8 protein-coding genes are annotated in these 6,113 nt (G+C 34.9%); all 8 read left to right on the top strand.

The window, feature by feature from the left end; translation table 11 throughout:
- Positions 1–191: 191 nt before the first annotated feature.
- Positions 192–2,033, top strand: a complete 1,842-nt coding sequence (locus CI949_RS15270; RefSeq protein ID WP_089717552.1) for a cation-translocating P-type ATPase — start codon at positions 192–194, stop codon at positions 2,031–2,033.
- Between the two features lie 65 nt (positions 2,034–2,098).
- Positions 2,099–2,314, top strand: coding sequence for a heavy-metal-associated domain-containing protein (locus tag CI949_RS15275; protein WP_089717549.1), 216 nt, complete (start codon positions 2,099–2,101; stop codon positions 2,312–2,314).
- A 100-nt stretch (positions 2,315–2,414) separates the two neighbouring features.
- Entirely contained in the window at positions 2,415–3,083 is a 669-nt protein-coding gene (locus CI949_RS15280) for a Crp/Fnr family transcriptional regulator (protein ID WP_089717547.1), read from the top strand.
- Positions 3,084–3,230: 147 nt separating this feature from the next.
- Positions 3,231–3,863, top strand: coding sequence for a class I SAM-dependent methyltransferase (locus CI949_RS15285; protein WP_089717544.1), 633 nt, complete (start codon positions 3,231–3,233; stop codon positions 3,861–3,863).
- An 82-nt stretch (positions 3,864–3,945) separates the two neighbouring features.
- The gene (locus CI949_RS15290) at positions 3,946–4,155 is read left to right on the top strand and encodes a heavy-metal-associated domain-containing protein (RefSeq protein WP_089717542.1); all 210 of its coding nucleotides are present in this window, start codon (positions 3,946–3,948) and stop codon (positions 4,153–4,155) included.
- Between the two features lie 68 nt (positions 4,156–4,223).
- On the top strand, positions 4,224–4,658 hold the full coding sequence (locus CI949_RS15295) for a SoxR reducing system RseC family protein (protein WP_089717540.1): 435 nt from the start codon (positions 4,224–4,226) through the stop codon (positions 4,656–4,658).
- A gap of 93 nt (positions 4,659–4,751) precedes the next feature.
- On the top strand, positions 4,752–4,889 hold the full coding sequence (locus tag CI949_RS15300) for an LDCC motif putative metal-binding protein (RefSeq protein ID WP_158531826.1): 138 nt from the start codon (positions 4,752–4,754) through the stop codon (positions 4,887–4,889).
- A 53-nt stretch (positions 4,890–4,942) separates the two neighbouring features.
- Entirely contained in the window at positions 4,943–6,082 is a 1,140-nt protein-coding gene (locus CI949_RS15305; RefSeq protein ID WP_233487399.1) for a copper ion binding protein, read from the top strand.
- Positions 6,083–6,113: the final 31 nt, after the last annotated feature.

A 6,113-nucleotide genomic window follows, 5' to 3' on the forward strand; every position in this document is an offset into this window, starting at 1 on the left:
ATTTATTAGTTGTTTTCAGACGAAGATAATCAAAAATTAAATATTTATTGATTATAACCTCAGTCAACTTCAAAATTTAAAGTTTTGAAGTAAACTGAGGTCTTTTTTTGTAAAAAATGATTTATATCATAGCTGCCTTCCCGAAAAATAGTTATACTGGTTGTAGAAAGTAATCAGGGAGGTTGTTTGAAATGAAAAAGAAATTGAAAATAGTTGTTACAGCAGGTGTTTTAATTGTAGTGGCCTGGTTAAGTAATTTATTAAATTTTGATCCACTAATTTTTAAGACAGCAATGGTGGCAGCAGCGATTGTTGCCGGTTATCAGGTAGCAATCAGTGCCTATAATACTTTGAAGATGAAGGTGATCAGTATTAATTTGCTGGTAACAATAGCTGCTGTAGGGGCAGTTATTATTGGGGAATACTGGGAAGCAGCAGCAGTTACATTTTTGTTTGCTTTTGGTTCCTACTTGGAAAGCAGAACAGTAGGCAAAGCCAGAGATGCAATTAGAGATCTGATGGATCTGGCTCCCAATCTGGCCACAGTTATCAGAGAGGGAGAAGAAAAAGAAATAGCTGCAGAAGAGGTAGAAATTGAGGAAAAAGTAATTGTGCGACCAGGAGAAAAAATACCGGTTGATGGTACTGTAATTAAAGGTAAAAGTGAAGTTAATCAGGCGGCTATTACCGGGGAATCAATACCGGTCAGTAAAGAAACAGGGGATGAAGTCTTCAGCGGCACTATAAATAAAAATGGTTATCTGGAAATTAAAACTGAAAAGGTTGGAGATGATACCACTTTTGGTAAAATAATAGAGCTGGTAGAAGAGGCCCAGGAAGAAAAAGCTCCCACTCAAAAATTGATGGAGCGTTTTTCGAAATATTATACTCCAGGAATTATTCTGCTTTCACTTATTTCTTATTTTATCAGCGGCAGTGTCAGACTTTCTCTAACTCTGCTTGTTATTGGCTGTCCGGGAGCACTGGTTATCTCAACTCCGATATCTATTGTAGCCGGAATTGGTAATGGAGCCAAAAATGGAATTTTGATCAAGGGAGGTGAATACTTAGAAAAATCAGGTGAAATCGATATGGTTGCCTTTGATAAAACTGGAACCTTAAGTAAGGGTGAAGCAGAAGTTGATCAGATAATAACTTATCATAAAAGTGAAACTGAAGTTTTGAGACTGGCTGCAATCGCTGAATTCAATTCTGAACATCATCTGGCCCGGGCCATCAAAAAGAAAGCAGAAGTTGAACTTAAAGAAAAATTCAATTCTCCAGTAAGTTTTGAGACTCATACCGGAAAAGGAATAACTGCTCAAATTGATGGTAAAGAAATTATGATTGGAAACAGCAGGTTATTTAAGGAGCAGGAAATTGAGATTAAGCCAGAAATTGAAGAACAAAAAAACAGTCTGGAAGAGCAGGGTAAAACAGTGGTGGTAATGGCAGAAAATAAACAGATTATAGCGCTGATTTCCATTGCAGATCGGCCAAGAGAAAACGCCTATCAGATTGTAGAAAAATTAAAGCGGGTGGGCATCAAAAAAGTAGTAATGTTAACCGGAGATAATGAGAGAATAGCAAAATCGGTTGCTGATGAGCTGCATCTTGATGGTTATAAAGCCGAACTGCTGCCAGAAGATAAGGTGAAGGCAGTGGAGGAATATCAAAAAGAAGGATATAAAGTTGCGATGGTAGGAGATGGAATAAATGATACTCCATCCCTGGTAACAGCCGATATTGGAATTGCAATGGGAGCAGCCGGTACAGATGCTGCAATTGATACAGCAGATATTACTTTGATGGCAGATAACTTAAATAAACTACCATATGCAATTGGACTCAGCAAAGCAGCCAATAGAAATATAAAACAAAATGTAATTTTTGCTGTTTTAGTTGTTTTCGCACTGCTGGCAGGTGTTTTAGGTCAGAAAGTATTTCTGGCTTCTGGAATGCTGGTTCACGAACTGAGTGTTTTAATAGTAATCTTTAATGCTATGCGTCTGTTAAAATATGATGTGGAATAAAAACTAAAAATTTAGACTGATTTTTAAAGAAGAAGTTAAGTAATAAAATTTGGAGGTAGAAAAAGATGAAAAAAATTAAACTTTATTTAGAAGAACTGAATTGTCCGGACTGTGCAAATAAGATAGAACAGGTTTTAAATAAAACAGAAGGAGTCAAAAAAGCTGATGTTCATTATACAACCAGTAAGGCTAATGTAGAATATGATCCTGATAAAATAGATATCGCTGGTCTAAAAAAAGCAGTAGCAAAAACAGGATATCAGGTAGAAAAGACTAAATAAGTAATAAAGGGTATCTGCTTTTCTCCCTGAAATCTGATCAAATTTCAATCAGAATAGCTGGAGTAAACAGGTACCTTAAATTTAGATAAAGGGTGATACTATGGAAAGCTGTAGTCATGAAGCTTGTGTGAGAAAAGTACCAATTTTTTCTGATCTGGATAATGAAAAAATAAGTAAGCTAAACAGTCTGGTCAAACAGAGAAAATTTAAAAATGGTGAACTAATTTATCTAGAAGGGGAAATAGGAAAAAATATTTATATTATTGAATCCGGACTGGTTAAACTATATAGAAGTAATGAAGAGGGAAATCAGTATATCTTAAGATTATTAAAAGAAGGTAATTTCTTTGGTGAGCTGGTATTATTTAAAGAAGAGCAGTTGAGCAGCAGTGCAGAAGCTGTGGGAGACAGCACAATCTGCATGATTCCCAAAGGTGAACTGGAAAAATTAATTAAATCATCACCTGAACTTGCTTATAAACTTTTATCAGCAATTACCAGCCGTTTAAATAAAACAGAAAATAAATTACAGTCGCTGGCTCTGGAGGATGCAAAAGAAAAAACAATGCGTTTACTGCTTGAATTGGCTAAGGAAAGTGGAATAAAAAAGGAGAATGGTATTTTAATAAATTTACCTCTAAGCCGGGATGGTCTGGCGAATTTAATCGGAACAACTCAGGAAACACTAAGCCGCAAATTATCAGCACTGCAGAAAGAAGGCATTATTTCAATGCAGGGACAGAAAAAGATTTTAATTAAAAATGGTTAAAATAATAAATACAGTAGATATTATAGAAGTGCTTTCTCATATTAGAGATAAGCACTTTTTTTCTTGACAGTGTTAATTCTGAGTGTTATACTATGTTTAAAGATACCACATAGGGGTATATAGAATCAAATTAAGGGGTTTTTTGTTATGAGTAAAAATAATAAAATAAAAAAGCGTTATGATCGAATTGCTCCAGTCTATGATTCTTTAGAACTTATCATGGAAAAAGGAAAGATGGGAGACTGGCGTCGGAATCTCTGGCAGAAGGTCGAAGATAAAATTGATAAAGATGGCATGAGACTTCTGGAAGCCGGGGTTGGAAGCGGTAAGAATATTGAATATTATCCGGATCAAGTTGAAATTTTTGCCATAGATTTCAGTTCCAAAATGATTAAAGAAGCAGAGAAAAAAGCTAAAAAATATAATAAAGAAGTAAATTTGCTGGAGATGGATATTCAGGATCTGGATTTTGAAGATGATTATTTTGATCTGATTGTCACCAGCTGTGTATTCTGCTCGGTACCTGATCCGATAAAAGGATTAAGGGAATTAAAGAGAGTTCTCAAAGAAGACGGTAGGATAATAATGCTGGAGCATATGCGCAGTAAGAATAAATTTGTTGGTAAGATTATGGACTGGTTTAACTGGGTTAGTCTTTACACCTGGGGAGCGAATATAAATCGTAAAACAATGAAGAATATAGATAAAGCTGGACTTAAGCTGGTTGAGGTTAATGATTTAATGTCTGACATTGTTAAAGAAATTGAGCTTAAAAAGTAATTTAATCTTGACAGAAACAATTAGTAATGTTATTATTACTTATACCCCCTACATGTATAATGTATAAAGGAGATGTTTAAAAATGAAAAAGACAATTATTATTGAGGGAATGTCCTGTGGACACTGTGAAATGCATACTAAAGAAGAATTAGAAAAAATAGATGGTGTTATTTCTGCAGAAGCTGATTCTGATCAGGGTCAGGCTGTAGTAGAAATGGAAAAAGAGGTAGCAGAAGACAAGTTAAAGACCGCTGTTGAAGAAGCTGGCTATGACTATATAAAAACTGTATAAATTTAAAAAAATTTTAATCTAAATATACATGATAGGGGTATATTTTTTATAATAGGAGGTAGACTCCAATGGAAGAATTAGCTACTGTAATTAAAAGAAAAAAGAATAAAGCAGAAGTGAAAATAACCAGATATTCTGCCTGCAGTAAGTGTGATAAAAGCTGTAGTCTGGCTGGTGACAGTCATGATCAGGATGAAATTGTTTTAGAAGTTGAGGACAAAATTGGTGTTAAAAATGGTGATCAGGTTTTAATAGAAATGAGAAAAGGAAATCTTTTATTTGCTAGTGTGGTTGTTTATGTAATTCCAATCTTTTTAATGATAGCCGGTTATTTTTTCGGAGTCTGGGCGGCATCCTTATTAAATATAGCGGCAGTTGAACTGGCAGGTATTGCAGGTACTTTCATTTTTTTAATTCTTTCATTTTTAATAAATAAACTATTTAATTCCTATTTTGAAAAAATATCTTCGTTTCAACCTAAAATTAAAAAAGTTATTAATTGAAATTGGATATATAGCAGAGCCACATGAGATTACTTTTAGAAGACTGTATGAATATCTTAGAATCAATATTATTTACTCTGAGGAGGATATCAGATGGCTCAAGACCAAAAAAAGAAAAGCTGGTGGGATAAATTTGTTGATAAACTGGCTTCGGCCAATGAAAAACAGTATGGAGATGATGTTCCGGACTGCTGTGGAGATGGAAAAACAAAACAAGAAAATGGAAAGTAAACTTAATCAAATAAAGAATATTATAAATAAAATTTTTATGGAGGTGCAGAATAATGGCAGAAAAGAAAATAACTTTAAAAATAACAGATATGAGCTGTGCCAGCTGTTCTCAGACAGTAGAAAAAGCTTTAAACAAAGCTGAAGGAGTAAGTGAAGCACAGGTTAATTTTGCGGCTGAAAAAGCATATGTTACTTTTGACCCACAGCAGAACAGCAGAGATAAGTTGATTGAGGTTGTTGAAAACAGCGGTTATGGTGTTAAAGAAGAAAAGGCAAAAACTTCTTTTAAGGTAGGTGGAATGACCTGTGCCAGCTGTTCATCAGCTGTAGAGAAGGCTTTAAATAAAAGTGAAGGTGTTTATCAGGCAAATGTTAATATTGCAACTGAAAAAGGTAGTGTAGAATATAATCCAGAAGTCTTAAGCAAAAATGACTTTAGAGAAATTGTAAAGAATTCTGGTTATGAACTGCTCAGTTTTGAAGATGAAGAAGTGGAAAGAGATTCTGAGTCAGCTGAAGATGAACTCAGTGATGATATGAAAAAAGTTAAGAAAGCAAAAAACAAAATGTGGGGAACCTGGGCTTTTACAATTCCAATTATGCTCTGGATGATTCCGGAGATGTTCTTTGGTATAGCCTGGCCCAACATGCAGATTTTTAATCTGGGAATGATTGTCTTAGCAATCCCACCACTTTTTGTCTTTGGACGCAAAACTTTTATTACTGCCTATAGAGCAGTCAGCCACGGCAGTGCAAATATGGATGTCCTGATAGCAATGGGTACTGGTGCAGCCTTTATTACCGGGCCAGCAGTTTTCTTTACTCCGATTGCCAATTATGCTGGAGTTTCAGCAATGATTATGGCTTTTCATTTAACCGGACGTTATATTGAAGAAACCGCCAAAGGTAGGGCTTCTCAGGCAATTCGAAAATTGCTGGAACTGGGAGCTAAAACTGCCACAATTATTGAGAATGGAAATGAAAAAGAAGTTGCAATTGAAGATGTACAGCCTGGTAATATTATGCTGATTAAACCAGGAGAAAAAATTCCGACTGATGGAGAAATTGTAGAAGGTAAGACCACAGTTGATGAGTCAATGGCAACTGGGGAGTCAATGCCTGTAAAAATAGAGTTTCCCCATTTTTTATTTAGAAACAAATCAAAAGTTATCAACAGGCAAATTTGTGGATAATTCTCCTTCAAAACTGATGAGAATTAGTTAT

The organism is Halanaerobium sp., from assembly GCF_003070835.1.